This is a genomic window from Vibrio sp. 1580, from assembly GCF_033340055.1.
The window spans coordinates 290,254-305,319 of the sequence record NZ_JAWOVT010000003.1 but is presented as its reverse complement, the minus strand read 5'-3'; the positions used below and the strand labels follow the sequence as shown (position 1 = coordinate 305,319).

The following is a 15,066-nucleotide window of genomic DNA, read 5'->3' as shown; positions in this document are numbered from 1 at the left end:
CATCCTTTTCACGATGAAAGCCCTCAACGACCTCAATATTTTTGTCGAAACCGCGCGCCAAGGCAGCTTTTCAAAAGCCGCTAACAGCATGGACATGACACCTGCCGCCATTAGTGCGTCGATTAAGCGTCTTGAAGGGCAAATCGGTTTCCCACTGTTTGTGCGTTCCACCCGAAGCCTGCGTTTAACCTCAGAGGGCGAACTGTTTTTAGACAAAACCACGCAAGCATTGGCTACATTGCAAGAGGGGTTGGATCAGATCTCAAGTGCGCGTGGCGAGTTATCTGGTCAACTGCACATTACTGCGCCCTCCGATTTTGGTCGCAATATGTTGCTCGATTGGGTGGATGAGTTCATCGATCTCTACCCAAATGTTTCCATAAAACTAGAGCTGTCCGATAGCTTGACGGATATGTACACCAAGCCTGTCGATATTGCGATTCGCTACGGCGAGCCGGCCGACTCCAATCTGGTCGTGTTGGCATTGTGTGGGGCAAACGAGCGGATCTTATGTGCATCGCCAGAGTACGTAGCCACACATCCAGAACTCACCTCTCCTGCCGATTTAACGCAACACAATTGCTTGTGCTACATGGTCGCGGATTCGGTCTACAACAAATGGACGCTCACGCGTGGCAGCGAGAAAGAACAAATCGTGGTCAGCGGTAACTTGTTGAGCAACGATAGTGACTTGCCACACCGGTTAGCGATCAAAGGCAAAGGCATTGCGAATAAATCATTGATGGACATCAGCCGAGACTTAATCGAGGGAAGATTGGTGCGAGTGTTACCAGAGTGGGATTGCGGCCCAGTGCCGCTCTACATGGTATGTGCCGATCGTCGATTATTGACGCCAACGATTCGGACTTTCCGCGACTTTATCCAACAAAAATGCTGCCAGCAACGCGCCAACGTGCTGGCAACCTTCTGTCATTAGGCGATAAATCGAAGAGGACGAATCTGGGTATATTCAACCCAATCGTTCTCTTCCAATGTTTCAAGAAACGTCGCCATATGCGGGCTTTGCAAATGCTTATCCAAGGCCTCTTGCGATGCCCAGATTTCTTGGAACATAAATAGGCCATCAACTTTTTCGTCGAGATACAACTCGTATTGGCAACAGCCTTCTTCTTTGCGAGTTGGCTCTAGTAAACCAGCAAGCAAATTCACCACCTGATCCTTACTGTCTGGATAGGCTTTCACTTCTGCGACTAAGTGGATCATCGTTTTATCACTCTTTTCCGATTTATATATTGATTACAAGGTTCTACGTCACCTGCAAGTAAGCTCGAATTAGATCTCGGTGAATACGGTTTCTGCGTCCCAGCGAGACTTTGGCGTTTTCGCGTTGAAGTCATCTTCCGCGTGGTAGCCAAGCGGCACGATTACAACGCTGGTGTAACCTTTTTCACGCAAGCCAAATTCTTCATCCAGCACTTTGGGATCAAACCCTTCAATTGGCACTGCATCGATTTCTAACGTCGAAGCACCCAACAGCAACGTACCCACGTTGAGGTAAACTTGTTTCTCCATCCAATGGTTTGCATCTTTCAGATCAAAACGGTGCATGTTCACAAAGTAGCTACGACCACCGCGTACAGCCGCTTTCGCTTCTTCAGTTGGGAATCGACCATCTTTTTCTTCTTGCACCATTAGCGCTTCAATGTAGTCGTTATCAATGCCTGTTTTCGCACAAAACACCAATACGTGAGAAGCGTTGAGAATCTTCGCTGCGTTAAATGCGTAGTTCTCTTGCGCCGCTTTAGCGATGCGCTGTTTGCCTTCTTCTGTGCTTGCCAGAATGAAATGCCAAGGTTGAGAGTTCACACTCGATGGACTAAAACGAATCAGCTCTTTAACTGCATCGATTTTTTCTTGAGATAGCTTGCGCGTTGGGTCAAACACTTTCGTTGAGTAACGAGATTTTGCAGCTTGTACGATATCCATGAGGCTCTCCAATTAATGAGTTTAAGCTGAGTAACAGCATAACCTCATGAGATAAAGGGAAAAACCGATTTCGATTAAAAACATTTTCAAAATAAATTTGAAAATAAAACGATAAGAAAGGCTTTGAGCGTTCTCACTGAACTTCTTCATCTTTTCGGCAATAATGCATGTTTGCTCGCAACCAAACTCAACTCATGCTGCCTCAAGATAACGTTATTACATCCTTTCTGTGCAAAAAGCTCGGTCACAATCACCTTCGAATTGCCGGCGAATATTGGCACATTGAGAAGTTGGTGGCCTTGCAATGCATGATGTTGAAAGAAGCGCCTAACCTCCAAGAAGGGCTGCTTTGGTGGAGTAAAAGTGTCTCATTATTCGACCGCCGTTTGTACGTCACATTGCAACATGGTGATGCCCAAATCCATCTGCAAGTCGAATGTAGAACGGGCGATATGCCAAATTGGGCGGAGTCGGTGCTTGGCTTGCTCAAAATGCAGTTGGAAATGCTTGAGTTAAGCGAATCAATACAGGTACAAGTTCACGCCAACAATCCACTCGCGGCCAATATTTTTCTAGAGGAAACGCGAGATTCTAAAACGAGTTCAAGCGTGTTTGACTTGGTGAAACATGTTTATTTGCTGCTTTCTCACCAGCCAATTGAGCAACCAGAATTACTGAGTGTTTTGAACGCCTTGTTCATCAAAAACAGCAATTACGCACTCAAGTTAGAGCAAGCGGCAAGGCAACTGGGCGTCTCCAAACGCACCTTGCAACGTCGACTGCAAGAGAAGCAAATGAGCTACTCTCAATGCGTTGATTTCGCTAAAAGAAAGCAAGCACTCACTTTGCTTGCCGACACCCAACTCACAACGCAGCAAATCGCCTATCAACTTGGTTATGAAGAACCTTCGAACTTTCACCGCACTTTTCGTCGTTGGTATCCGTTTTCACCCATGCAATATCGCCAACAATGTTTGGATAACCGAACTCAACTAAATCAACAACCGATCCGCTTATACTACGCCAAAGCCAATACCTTCGACGATAACCACATCGACCAACCTGTTGGCAAAATCTGGATGGAAGTGGACAATATTGCGTTTGAAAAAGTGGTCTCGGTAGAATGCCGTGACCGTGATGGCGCATGGCGGCGCTACCCCGCCTTCTTCGAGCGTTTTTTAAGTCATGGCACCGAACTCTGGGCAACGACCGAACTTCCGGTAGCGCATCCCCTTACCTTTCGCCTGTGTTATGAAGTCGATGGGGAACGTTACATTGAGAATAACCACCAGCGTGATTATGTGGTTTCTAAGGGGCTTTTAATTGGCGCAACGGAATACATTGTCCCGACTCGGCAGCTTATTAATATTGAGGCGCAATACACACTCTTTATCGAACTGGCATGCCGACTTGAAAACGTTTCGAGGATTGACTGTTACGTCGATGATGACCCCACACCTCACGCAATGCGCTTGACCCAACACTCGCTACATTATGCTTGTTGGGTGCTGCAATTATCGCTCACTCAAACTGCAAAGCAGTGCCGTTTCCGCCTTTATGATGAATCCGACAACGAGCTCGCGAAAGAGCATTACCCGATACAATATCCTATTGTGCAACCGCTCAATTAAAACTGTCGGTCAGATCAAAATCGTCTCTTCGTGACATCATATCACGTCTTTTTTGGCGTGAAATGACACTCTCAATTTCAAACCTTTGCTTTATCGTTTCTGCATTGCTGCATAACGGAGGCAAAGACCGTGTTTGAAACTCTACCTAACTCAATGAATAAAATAAAAATACTTCCTTTATCGATCGCTCTAGCTCTTTCTGGCTGTGGAAGCGACGAAACCGCACCAGTCGATACAGGCAGCCACGTGGCATCTCCTGATTGGCAAGATCAAATCATTTACTTCCTGATGATCGACCGTTTTAACGACGGCGACAGCGCTCTTAATGATCAAGGGCAAAACGAATTCGATCCGACTTCGGATAAAAAGTTCAGCGGCGGCGACCTCGTTGGCGTGAGTGATAAGTTAAGCTACATCGAAACTCTCGGTGCCACATCGATCTGGATTACTCCGCCAGTGGCAAACCAATGGTGGGATGCAGAACAAAACTATGGTGGCTACCACGGTTACTGGGCGCGTGACTTCCAAAAAGTGGATGAGCACTTTGGTGACATGGAAAGCTACCAAGCGTTAGCACGCGAAGTGCATGCGCGTAACATGTTCTTAATTCAGGACATCGTGACCAACCATGTAGGCAACTTCTTTACCTACGATGATCCTTACAGCTATGATCCAAGCCTACCTTGCCAAGGCTTCCGTTTGATTAAAAATGCACTACCCGCCGGGCAAGAACTGCCATACCCACTCAACATGAACGAGTGTAAAATAGACGGCACAGGCAGCTACCACTGGACGCCAACCATCACCGACCACAACGATCCGGTACAAGAAAAAACCTGGCAACTCTCTGATTTGGATGACCTTAATACGTCCGATCCCGAAGTGCGCGCTTACGTAAAAGAGAGCTACCGAAAATGGATTCGCGAAGTCGGCGTCGACGGATTCCGTATCGATACGGTGAAGTTTGTTGAACACGATTTCTGGAATGACTTCCTACACGCCGACGATGGTGTGATGACGCAAGCGGTTGATACCGGTCGTGACAACTTCCTCACTTTTGGTGAAGTATTCGAAACATCGACGCCTTACCACACCGAAGGCGAAGAGAAGATGTTGACTTACATCGGTGAAAGTGGCTCGCCGAAACAGCTAACCTCGGTACTGAACTTCCCATTGCAAGCGACCATGACGCGCGTATTTGCATCAGGGCAACCGACCGACTATTTGCGTTTCCGTCTTGAGAAAATGATGGAGATGTTCCCGAATCCATACATCATGCCGAACTTCATTGATAATCACGACATGCCGCGCTTTCTGTCGCAAGGTAGAGTGAATGACATGAAACAAGCACTGATCACCATGATGAGCGTTCCGGGTATTCCTGTGATTTACCAAGGTACAGAGCAAGCAATGTCAGCGGCGCGTGATGCGATGTTCGCCGGAGGGTATCGTGAAGATGGCAACTACGTAGACTCATTCGACCAAAACAGCGATATGTACTTGTTCATCCAAGAGCTTGCTAAGCTACGCACTGAAAACAAAGTCATGACACGTGGCGAAATAAAAGTGATTGGCAGCGATAAAGCGGGCGCGGGCGTCTTCGCCTTTACCCGAACGTTGGATAACGACGAAGTCTTGGTTGTGATGAATACATCCAACTCGCCGATGTTGATGAACCAACTCGATGTAGAACAAGTTGGCGGCACCGTCTTCCAACAACAAATCATGTCGAACTGGGCAGAAGCTCCACAACAGTTAATCGCAGATGAAAATGGTCACGTAACCCTTGAGTTGCCAGCCAAGTCAGCAGTGATTTACTCAAAAACAAGCAGCAATCAATCTGTAGATACCCCAGACCTCAACATCCAATTGGCGCAAGATTGGGAAGGACAAACCATCACTGGTGATATTGTTATCGCGGGTAGTGCGAACGCCAACGAGAAGTTGAACCTTGTCGTCGATGGTAACTTGGAAACAGCACAAACCATTACTGTAGGCGCTGATGGTCAGTTTAGCGTCACGCTGTCGACTCGTCACTTTGCAATTGGCGAACAGCAACACCGCTTCGCGATTTACTCCACCGAGAAAAAAGCAGGCATCGAGGACGTGAATTTTGTCTCTAACCTAAGCTGGTCAAACACACCGGATGACACCATTGATGATGCAGGCGATGCACAAGACGGCATGGGCGGCCCTAATGGTAACTACTCGCTACCAACTGATCCAACGTTCGACAAAGACAACAGCCAACTCGCAATCAATAAAGCAGAAGTGTTTACCGTTGGCAGTAACGTACGTTTGACCTTCACTATGGACAAAATCACCGACACTTGGTTACCACCAAACGGCTTCGACCACGTAGGTTTCACCATCTTCATTGATTTACCTGAAGAAGCCGCAACCAACTTGTCTGAGCTACCGAAGATCAACGCTTCTATGCCAAGCGGAACCTGGAGTCGCAATGCGGTTGTTTTTGGCTGGCAAAGCTCTATTTACAACACCAAAGGAGCAAATGCGACGACATGGGGAGAAGCCGTAACGCCAGCACCAACAGTGACAGTAGACAAAGCCAACAACACCATTTCAATGGACTTTGCTAGCGATGCACTAGGCCGCCCAGATTCGCTCGATGGTATCCGTTTCTATGTGACGACTTGGGACTTAGACGGTCTTTCAGCAACTTACCGTCCGCTAGAGCAAGACAAAGGCCCTTGGAACTTCTCCGGTGGCGCATCGGATGAAAGTAAGATTTGGGACGATTTACCAATCATCACCTTGTCGGAATAAACCGTTAAAAAAGACACCGCCCAGCGTTTAGCTGGGCGGCCATCAACAAAAGAATGCAGAAAGACACTTCTGCTCGTTTTTATTCTAGTTAAAGAACGATTTCACCCACAGCACCAGACTGTCCCAAAGCTGACCGAACCACGAGCCCTCTTCTACCGCTTGGCTGCTGACCAAGGGATAACTCGCCACGGTACTGTCATCGCTTTTCCAAACGACCTTACCAATCTCATCTCCTTGCGCGATCGGCGCAATCAACGGTTCATTTAACACCACACTCTTATCAAGCCCAGCCGTCATTGAACGAGGTAGAGTGAGATAGGCATCTTTAGCGAAGATCGCTTCAACTTGATTAGCATTTCCCTTCCAAACGCGAACTTTAGACTCAACTTCTCCCTGTTTAGCAACTTGCTTGGTGTCATAAAAGCGAAAACCATAGCTGAGTAGATTCTTCGATTGGCTGATCCGAGCCTGTTTACTTGGCGTGCCCATCACCACCGAAATAAGGCGCATTCTTCCTTCTTTGGCCGAGCTCACCAAGCTGTATCCGGCATTGCTGGTGTAGCCGGTTTTGCCCCCGTCGACATCAATGGAATTGTCCCACAACAACTTATTGCGGTTGTACTGCGTAATGTCGTTCCACTTGAAGACTTTCTCGCTGTATAGCGCGTACACATCAGGAACATCGCTGATGATCGACTGCATGAGTTTTGCCATATCGGTTGGTGAGGTTTGGATGCCATCACTATCAAGACCATGAGAGTTCACAAAATAGGTGTCTTGAAGTCCTAATTTCTCCGCCCAACCATTCATCAAGGCGACAAAGCCGCGTTCACTACCTGCAACGTGCTCAGCCAGTGCAACGCACGCGTCATTTCCTGATTGGATGATCACGCCGCGCATTAAGTTCGCAACACTAATTTCATCTTTCGGTTTGATGAACATTTTAGAAGAACCGGGAAACTTGGCCGACCACGCGTTTTCGCTCACGGTGACAACATCATCCCAATTCAAACGCCCCGCTTTGATTTCTTGTCCAACTACATAAGCGGTCATCAACTTGGTTAAACTCGCCGGAGCAAGGCCTGCTCGCCCGTTATGCTCGGCAATAATGGCACCGGATTGAAAGTCCATTAATACGTAGCCTTTTGCCTGTAACTGAGGTGGGTTAGGCGTAACAACGGCAAAAGTAGGTACGCTTATTAAACAAGTCACAATTGTCCATCGAGCCAGTGACACTTTCATCCGACTTCCTCCATGCTCTTACTTTGTCGCAACTCTATTGAGCATAGCTCACTCAATCAGTTGCACCAGTCGCTAATCGTTTCATTTTCTTGAACTTACATTGATTTGACCAAGGTATAGAACTGAAGAGGCAATTGGGAAATAGCATTGGTTCTTCGCGCCATTCGCAGTAAAGTAGCGCTACCCCTCAATAAGGAAATAAAGATAACAATGAACGCTCAATCATTTATCGACGCAGGATTGCATTACACTCCCCACAGTTTTACCGTTCCTCTGGATTACCAAGACGCGAGCAAAGGCACCATTGAAGTCTTCGCCCGTTCGGTTTGCCTAGTTGGCGATGAAGAATCGACCAAACCTTGGTTGGTTTACTTTCAGGGCGGGCCTGGCTTTCCTTCTCCACGTCAAAACGGCAATAACGGCTGGGTAAAACGCGCCCTGCAAGAGTACCGAGTTTTACTTCTCGACCAGCGCGGTACGGGCAACAGCAGCGTAATTAATCACCAGACGCTTGCTCACCTCACGCCAGAGCAACAAGCAGACTACTTGAGCCACTTCCGAGCGGATAACATCGTGCGCGACGCGGAATACATTCGTGAGCAATTTGGCGTCGAAAAATGGGCGATCTTAGGTCAAAGCTTTGGTGGGTTTTGCTCCCTCACCTATTTGTCTTTGTTCCCAGATAGCTTGCTACAAAGCTACATCACAGGTGGCGTGCCATCAGTCTCACGTCATGCCGACGATGTGTATGAAGCCACTTTCAAACGCACCATGGAGAAAAACCAAGCGTTCTTCCAACAATTTCCAAGTGCGCAACAACTTTGCCAAAACATTGCGAATCACTTGCTGGAAAATGAAGAGTACCTACCAAATGGTCAACGCTTCACGGTGGAGCAATTTCAACAAATCGGCATCAACTTTGGTGTGAGTGATACTTTCTTACCAACTTACTATTGGCTAGAAAGCGCGTTGATTGAAGTGAACGGCAAACCACAACTTCGTTATGAGTTCTTAAACGATATGTTGGCGCAGCAAAACTTCCAAACCAACCCGATCTACGCCATTTTGCATGAATCGATTTACTGTCAAAGCTTCGCGTCGAATTGGAGTGCGCACCGCGTTCGCCAAACCCGATCAGAGTTTAATTATGAATCTGGCAAGCCATTTTACTTTACGGGGGAAATGGTCTTCCCATGGATGTTCGACCAATACGTTAACCTCAAGCCACTAAAAGACGCCGCAGAAATATTGGCCGCGAAAGAAGATTGGGCTGCGCTGTACGATCAAACACAATTGGCTCAAAATAAAGTGCCTGTCAGTTGCGCCGTTTACGCCGATGATATGTTTGTTGAAATGGATATCAGCCGAGAGACGCTCGCGTTAATCCCAAATTCAAAAGCGTGGATCACCAACGAGTACGAGCACAACGGTTTGCGTGCCGACGGTGAACGTATTCTCGACAGGCTCATAGCCATGGGCAAACAGACCGCAGCTACGTTGAAATAAGCACGGCAGACGTTAGAAAAACGCCTTTTCAGTATTTGGTGAAAAGGCGTTTATAGCAGTTTATGAACAATGGCGATCAGTCATTCACTCTTTGTCCCTAAACCTTTATCCCTCACCACCTCATGTATAAAACTGCGACATGTCCTTTCCTTGTCAATGACTCCGGTGATTATTTGGTGCTTCTTGCGCCTAACTTTTTTGAAGGGCCTAAAACAGAATAACAGCATAAATTTAAACCAAAAGTATCGGCCCCAACCTACCTAACCCACTATAATTAATGCTTATAATTTGAACACATAGCGGCTTCACCTGCGGACATGCTCCCCCTATCAAAGACCGCCAGGCCCCGCCTACTCATAATATCCGTATAATTTGTCCGTATTTCCGACTGGTTTAGTCAGGTATACTTCGTGCCGCTAAAATTTTAAGGTCGTTGACCACCTGTATTTTTAAAGGAAACCTCATGAGTCAGTATGTAGTTTGTGCGCTGTACAAGTTTGTTGAGCTGAATAACTATCAAGAGCTACGCGAGCCATTATTTGCGTTGATGGAAAAACACCATATTCGCGGAACATTACTACTGGCAAGTGAAGGTATCAACGGTACTGTTGCATCTGATCGTGCAGGTATTGATACGCTACTGGAGTGGCTAAACAACGAACCTCGTTTGACTGGCACCGTATACAAAGAGTCGTATTCTGAGACCCAGCCATTCAATCGCACCAAAGTGAAACTGAAAAAAGAGATCGTAACATTAGGTGTTGAAGGTATAGACCCTCGCCACGTAGTGGGTACTTACGTGAAACCTCAAGAGTGGAACGATCTTATTGCTGATCCTGAAGTGTTTGTTGTCGATACACGTAATGATTACGAAATCGAGATCGGGACATTCAAAGGCGCTGTAAACCCAAATACTGAAACCTTTCGTGAATTCCCAGACTATGTAAAAGAAAACATGGACCCGGCAAAACACAAGAAAGTTGCGATGTTCTGTACCGGTGGTATCCGCTGCGAAAAATCAACGGCTTACATGAAAGAACAGGGCTTTGATGAGGTCTACCACCTAGAAGGCGGCATTCTTAAATATCTTGAAGAAGTTCCTCAAGAAGAGAGCATGTGGGAAGGCGATTGTTACGTATTTGACGGTCGTGTTGCAGTGAACCACCAGCTAGAAAAAGCAGATTACGATTTATGTAACGCTTGTCGTCTACCGATCACTGAAGAAGACAAACAGTCAGAATTGTTCGAGCAAGGCGTGAGCTGTCCAAAATGTCACGGCACACACTCAGAAGAACAAATTGCTCGATTCCGCGAGCGTGAAAAACAAGTTGTTCTTGCAGAGCAGCGAGGCGAGCAGCATGTTGGTGGTGAAAGTGCCAAGCAAAGAGAAGCCCGACGTGCCGCTAAGTACGCGCAAAAAGAAGCGCAGCGTAAACAAGACTAAGCCCAACTCTCCTTATATTTAGCGAGCTGCCGTAAGGTGGCTCGCTTTTACTACGCACCAATACTCTTTCAATACAATTTTGTATCCCTCACCAATACCTCTAGTTGATTGTCTCTTTTGCCTTCGGGTAGCCCCACCATTTCATCATAAGCACTTTGATGCACTAGAACCTGCTTATTTGCTTTGATATTCCTGCACTTCTTTTGCATCTCGATCAGGGAATGAGCCCTCAAAAAGATACCGTTGTCATCAGTGATAAATTGCGCTTCTCCATCAATCACGACAGATGCCTGGTACAATGCGAGATCAAGCGAATGAATGACCAATTTGTCTACATAGAAGTATTTTTGTAACTTACTCAATGGTATTGCCATGTGTCACCTCCCTGAAAGTTACCTCTACGTTTTGTAGAATAAAACCGATCATTGGATGAGATTTCTTCGGTTTACTTGCGTACAACATCGGAAACAAAGAGGATTCCGATGCAAACAATCAATGTCGTGTGGTTAAAGCGAGATTTAAGGCTGACTGACCATCAACCACTAACTCAAGCATTATCAACAAAGCACCCAACTGTGCTTTTGTATATTGTTGAACCATTGCTATTGAACAACCCACACTATTCTGAGCGCCACTGGCGATTTGTTTGGCAATCACTGCAAGACATGGATGAAACGCTCAAAGCGTATGGGCATCGAATCACGGTGCTGTTTGACGATGCCTTAGCATGTTTCCAATCAATTCAAGCGCAATATCAAATCAACGCTGTTTTTTCTCACCAAGAAATAGGACTCAACTGCACCTTTGAACGAGACCGACAAGTTGCCGCTTGGCTGTATGAGCATAACATCGACTGGTTTGAATTCGAACACGGTGCTGTAATCAGAGGTGCAATAAACCGGCAAGGTTGGGACAAACATTGGGACTCTGTCATGAGAGCCTCAATAAGCCCTATTGAGCTCCAAACCGACTTATTGCATTCATTGGATGCAGAAGCTCTCGGCTGTTCGTTTTCGCCACCATCATCCTGGCTATCAAAATGCAAAGGAATGCAAACGGGAGGAAGCCGGCTCGCTTGGAAAACACTAGAGGACTTTTTCCATCGTCGAGGTCGTGATTACTATCGAAGCATTTCTAGTCCCACAGCCTCACGCACAGCCTGTACTCGACTTTCTCCATATCTCGCTTGGGGTAACATATCCTTGCGTGAAGTGTATCAATACCTTTTGAAACACTGGCAAGTCGCTGGGTTTCGTCGCAGCTTAATTGCATTGTCTTCACGGCTTCATTGGCACTGTCACTTCATCCAAAAATTCGAATCGGAATACGACATGGAGTTTTACTGCGTTAATCGGGCTTACGAACCATTGATTAAACAAAGTAGTACTTTCGATGAAGAAAAGTTAGCAGCATGGAAATCCGGGCATACTGGCGTACCTTTGATTGATGCCTGCATGCGCTGTTTGCACCACACTGGTTACATTAACTTTCGCATGCGTGCCATGCTGGTTAGCTTTCTTACTCACCACATGAACATGGATTGGCGAGTAGGTGTAACGCATTTAGCGCAACTGTTTCTCGACTTTGAGCCTGGAATTCATTACCCACAATTCCAAATGCAAGCAGGAGTAACCGGGACTAACACAATCCGTATTTATAATCCGATCAAGCAAGCCCAAGAACATGATCCTAACGGTACGTTCATCTACAAGTGGGTGCCTGAGTTACAAATGGTTCCTCCCCCTCTTTTATTCGAGCCCTGGACAATGACCCAGATGGAAGCTGTCATGTATCAGTTGCAGCCAGATAGCCGTTACCTTGCACCTATTATCGCACCAGACAACACAGCTAAGGCAGCAAGAGAGCGCTTATGGGCGTGGCGGAAACGAGCCGATGTGAAACAAGAAGGCAGACGAATTCTTGCGCGACATGTTAGGCCCTCAAAAGAAAGTAGGACGCGATGATCATCTTTCAATCACGATGCGTACAAATGCAAACACACTCAAGGGAACCCGCTGTACCCTCAACTAGTAAGGAACACACTATGTTCAAACGTATCTTAGTTATCGCGGCGACACTGATGGCGACATTATCTTTTATGCTTCCCGTCAAGGCTCATGAGCATGGCATGATGAAAGCCGATATTGTCGACGTTGCCGCTGACGACGGCTCTTTCAATACGCTTGTTGCTGCGGTGAAAGCAGCGGGCTTGGTTGACACTCTCAAAGGGGAAGGCCCATTTACTGTTTTTGCACCAACGGATGACGCTTTTGCAAAACTGCCAGACGGCACAGTCGACATGCTCTTAATGCCGGAAAACAAAGACAAGTTAGTATCTGTTTTGACTTATCACGTCGTCCCGGGGAAAGTGATGGCTGCCGATGTTGTTAAGCTAGACAAAGCGACTACGGTTCAGGGGCAAGATGTGATGATTAAAACCATGGGGGATAAAGTCATGGTTAACGATGCAAATGTCATTGCAACCGATGTGAAAGCTAAAAACGGTGTCATTCACGTGATTGATACTGTCATCATGCCGAAATAACACCATTCAAAGGGCGGTACACTCCGCCCTTTAGACAGAACTTCTTCCACCCTTAGCACGATTCCTCTCCACTTATCCCCAACAAACCTCCACACATTCACCATGACTATAAAAAAGATAAAAACAAAATTAAAATCAATACCTTGCAAGACGACACTGCACAATATTGACGAGGTTAAGATATCGTTATCTTTCAATTTGAGAACAGGATTCCATGTCAGTGACGTTTACTTTTCCACATGTAAATTCTTAAGCTAAATTTTGGCTGCTCAATCACATTTCGGCAAACCATTCGAAAGGGTGGGACGCAAAGCTTCCGGTCTGTCAGCATTTAAAAATCTAAAAGAATGCTCATGATAGCGGGGTTACCATGACGCAGTGTTACAGAAGTCCAATTTCTGTAGCGTTGCTTTATGCTCAGCATGCGCCGGGGTGTGACACTAGTTTGTCAGCCATAACAGAGGACATGTGATGAAATCATTTCCAACCAAATCCGTACTCGCGTTAGCACTTGCAAGCATTAGCTCAGGTACTGCGGCTCACGGTTATGTATCAGAAACCAATGGTGGTGTCGCTGCAAGTCGCTCGGCACTATGTAAGTATCCAACGCCAGATACTAACGAAAAAAATAATAACTGCGGTGCGATTCAATATGAACCGCAAAGCGTTGAAGGCCCTGATGGCTTTCCCGAAACAGGGCCTCGCGATGGTAAAATAGCGAGTGCCGAAACCGCTTTAGCAGCTGCCCTTGATGAGCAAACTGCCGACCGTTGGGTAAAACGCCCTATTCAAGCAGGTACACAAACTTTTGAATGGACATTTACCGCTAACCACGTGACGCGCGACTGGAAATATTACATCACCAAGCCTGATTGGAACCCAAACGCTTCACTATCACGAGACTCTTTTGATTTAACTCCTTTCTGTGTCGTCGACGGCAATATGGTTCAACCCCCGAAACAGGTAAGCCATCAATGTAATGTGCCTACTCGCGAGGGATACCATGTCATCCTGGCAGTATGGGATGTTGGCGACACTGCAGCCTCATTTTATAACGTGATCGATGTGAAATTTGATGGTGACAGTCCCGTAATTCCAGATTGGAAGCAAGGCGGTCAAATTATTCCTACAATGGATTTAAATATTGGGGATTCGGTTTATACGCGCGTATTTGATCAAGCAGGTGAAAACGTGGCGTATAGAACTGAACTAGAAATTACCGATGCAGCAATGGGCCAAGCGAAAAACTGGTCTTACGCACTCGCGACTAAGCTAAACCAAGAACAAGCAAAACTGCAAGCCGGGCAGTATGCAGAGGATAAATTCACTCCTGTTTATGGTACTAATCCGGTGTATCTGCAAGCAAATAGCGGCCTTGAGCGAGTAGAGATCGGTTATAACATTGAAACTCCTGTCCCAGAATACTCACTCACAGTAGATGGCTTAGCAGACGAGTATATCATTGAGTCAACACCGACAACGTTGGATCTGACACTAACTGCTGAAGGCGATTTAAATGCAGAACTCACCGTTTACAATCACCATCGCGAACCACTTGCAAGTTGGGCAAACGAAATGAAAGACGGCTCGGTAGAGGCGATATCGCTCGCTTTAAGTAAATCAGAGCCGGGTCACCATATGCTCGTGACACGTATTAAGGACAAAGATGGCAACTTGGTGGATCAGCAAACACTCGACTTTCACTTAAAAGAAGAGTCAGTTACTCCACCACCATCTGGTGAGTACGATTTTGTCTTCCCTGAAGGACTATCTAGCTACACTGCGGGCACAAAAGTGCTTGCCAGCGACGGGGGCATTTATCAATGTAAACCTTTCCCATACTCTGGTTACTGTATGCAGTGGAAAGAAAGCGCAAACCATTACGAGCCTGGAATAGGTTCACACTGGGAGATGGCTTGGGATAAAGTCAACTAAATCACCCTTCGAACGTTAAGTAAAAAGAG

At 46.5% G+C, this 15,066-nt stretch carries 12 protein-coding genes and 1 riboswitch; of the genes, 8 read left to right on the top strand and 4 right to left on the bottom strand.

The window, feature by feature from the left end; translation table 11 throughout:
- Positions 1-13 precede the first annotated feature (13 nt).
- Positions 14-937, top strand: coding sequence for a LysR family transcriptional regulator (locus R7093_RS06630; protein ID WP_047102394.1), 924 nt, complete (start codon positions 14-16; stop codon positions 935-937).
- Here the strand turns inward: R7093_RS06630 and R7093_RS06625 are convergent.
- Together R7093_RS06625 and R7093_RS06620 are read right to left on the bottom strand one after the other, a co-directional pair.
- Positions 934-1,224 carry a putative quinol monooxygenase gene (locus R7093_RS06625; protein ID WP_005374925.1) on the bottom strand — a complete coding sequence of 97 codons (291 nt, stop codon included), beginning with the start codon at positions 1,222-1,224 and terminating at the stop codon, positions 934-936. The two genes, R7093_RS06630 and R7093_RS06625, sit on opposite strands and share 4 nt — an antisense overlap.
- 69 nt (positions 1,225-1,293) lie before the next feature.
- On the bottom strand, positions 1,294-1,947 hold the full coding sequence (locus tag R7093_RS06620; RefSeq protein WP_005384588.1) for an oxygen-insensitive NAD(P)H-dependent nitroreductase NfsB: 654 nt from the start codon (positions 1,945-1,947) through the stop codon (positions 1,294-1,296).
- Positions 1,948-2,114: 167 nt separating this feature from the next.
- On the opposite strand from R7093_RS06620, the gene R7093_RS06615 reads away from it, so the two are divergent.
- The gene (locus tag R7093_RS06615; RefSeq protein WP_200900898.1) at positions 2,115-3,578 is read left to right on the top strand and encodes a helix-turn-helix domain-containing protein; all 1,464 of its coding nucleotides are present in this window, start codon (positions 2,115-2,117) and stop codon (positions 3,576-3,578) included.
- A gap of 129 nt (positions 3,579-3,707) precedes the next feature.
- Positions 3,708-6,365, top strand: coding sequence for an alpha-amylase family glycosyl hydrolase (locus R7093_RS06610; RefSeq protein ID WP_047102395.1), 2,658 nt, complete (start codon positions 3,708-3,710; stop codon positions 6,363-6,365).
- Between the two features lie 84 nt (positions 6,366-6,449).
- Here R7093_RS06610 and R7093_RS06605 read toward each other — a convergent pair whose 3' ends face one another.
- Entirely contained in the window at positions 6,450-7,607 is a 1,158-nt protein-coding gene (locus R7093_RS06605) for a D-alanyl-D-alanine carboxypeptidase family protein (protein WP_047102396.1), read from the bottom strand.
- A 210-nt stretch (positions 7,608-7,817) separates the two neighbouring features.
- On the opposite strand from R7093_RS06605, the gene R7093_RS06600 reads away from it, so the two are divergent.
- A complete protein-coding gene (locus R7093_RS06600; RefSeq protein ID WP_047102397.1) occupies positions 7,818-9,113 on the top strand; it encodes an alpha/beta fold hydrolase in 1,296 nt (431 codons plus the stop codon).
- A 463-nt stretch (positions 9,114-9,576) separates the two neighbouring features.
- On the top strand, positions 9,577-10,557 hold the full coding sequence (locus tag R7093_RS06595) for a rhodanese-related sulfurtransferase (protein ID WP_047102398.1): 981 nt from the start codon (positions 9,577-9,579) through the stop codon (positions 10,555-10,557).
- Positions 10,558-10,625: 68 nt separating this feature from the next.
- Here the strand turns inward: R7093_RS06595 and R7093_RS06590 are convergent, their stop codons facing one another.
- Complete coding sequence (locus tag R7093_RS06590) at positions 10,626-10,931, bottom strand: DUF6482 family protein (protein WP_005374898.1); 306 nt, start codon at positions 10,929-10,931, stop codon at positions 10,626-10,628.
- A 108-nt stretch (positions 10,932-11,039) separates the two neighbouring features.
- Between R7093_RS06590 and R7093_RS06585 the strand changes: the two genes are divergently transcribed.
- The 3 genes from R7093_RS06585 to gbpA all read left to right on the top strand — a co-directional run bounded on the left by R7093_RS06585 (position 11,040) and on the right by gbpA (position 15,037).
- Positions 11,040-12,521 (top strand): cryptochrome/deoxyribodipyrimidine photo-lyase family protein, encoded by a 1,482-nt coding sequence (locus R7093_RS06585; RefSeq protein ID WP_047102399.1) that lies wholly within the window; start codon positions 11,040-11,042, stop codon positions 12,519-12,521.
- A gap of 80 nt (positions 12,522-12,601) precedes the next feature.
- The gene (locus R7093_RS06580) at positions 12,602-13,102 is read left to right on the top strand and encodes a fasciclin domain-containing protein (protein ID WP_047102400.1); all 501 of its coding nucleotides are present in this window, start codon (positions 12,602-12,604) and stop codon (positions 13,100-13,102) included.
- 272 nt (positions 13,103-13,374) lie between these two features.
- A riboswitch (cyclic di-GMP riboswitch) is annotated at positions 13,375-13,475 on the top strand.
- Positions 13,476-13,573: 98 nt separating this feature from the next.
- Positions 13,574-15,037, top strand: a complete 1,464-nt coding sequence (gene gbpA / locus R7093_RS06575) for an N-acetylglucosamine-binding protein GbpA (protein WP_047102401.1) — start codon at positions 13,574-13,576, stop codon at positions 15,035-15,037.
- Positions 15,038-15,066: the final 29 nt, after the last annotated feature.